The sequence below is a fragment of the Rhizobacter sp. P1_G5 genome (genome assembly GCF_056405435.1).
The window spans coordinates 1-686 of record NZ_JBFUCB010001157.1 but is presented as its reverse complement, the minus strand read 5'-3'; the positions used below and the strand labels follow the sequence as shown (position 1 = coordinate 686).

General features: G+C 68.7%; 2 protein-coding genes. Both read left to right on the top strand.

The features are described 5' to 3' along the window. Positions 1-234: hypothetical protein (locus AC1D12_RS34710; RefSeq protein WP_477845586.1), on the top strand; the 234-nt coding region annotated here is incomplete at its 5' end. Beyond that, a partial coding sequence (locus AC1D12_RS34705; RefSeq protein ID WP_477845585.1) for a WD40 repeat domain-containing protein occupies positions 215-686 on the top strand: 472 nt, incomplete at its 3' end. The genes AC1D12_RS34710 and AC1D12_RS34705, both read left to right, overlap by 20 nt.

Here is a 686-nt window from a genome sequence, read left to right as displayed (position 1 = left end):
GCACTGGCCATGCTGGGCGGCGTCTTTGCAGCGCAGGCGATGCGCTGGAGCGAATCGCCCACTTCCGAACCAGCAGACCACTGGATCCAGCGCTGGTTCCTGCCCTGCAGTGCCGACGACCAGCCTGCCGCCGTTCAGATTCGGCAGATGAAACGCATTGGCGCGTGGGCGGCCGCTGCCGCATCGACCGTCGCCTCGATCGCTGGGTTGCTCAATGGACGCACAGGGCAATAGCCGACGGGCGGCACCGGGCCGAGCCTTCGGCCTGCTCGGTGCGCTGTGGTTCATCAGCATGGCCGCCATCGCGCAGCCTGCTACGCCGAGCGCGGCTGACGCAGGGCAGGCCGGCTTCCTGCAAGTCGAGTTGGAAGGTCATGCAGGTGCCGTTCGGCGGCTGGCTGTCGATGACAGGCGCGACCTCGTCGTCACCGGTGCAGACGACAAGACCGCGCGCCTGTGGACGCTGTCGACCGGCAAGCTGCAGCGCGTGCTGCGCCCGCCGGTCGGGCACGCCGATGCCGGTCGGGTGTACGGCGTGGCGCTGCATCCGAAGCGACCGTGGGTCGCGATCGGCGGAAACCGCTTCGGTTCAGAAACAGCGCCGACCGGCACAGGCCACTTCATCCTGGTGTACGACAGCCGCTCCGGAGAGCCGATCCGGCGCATCGACACACCCGCTGCAGACG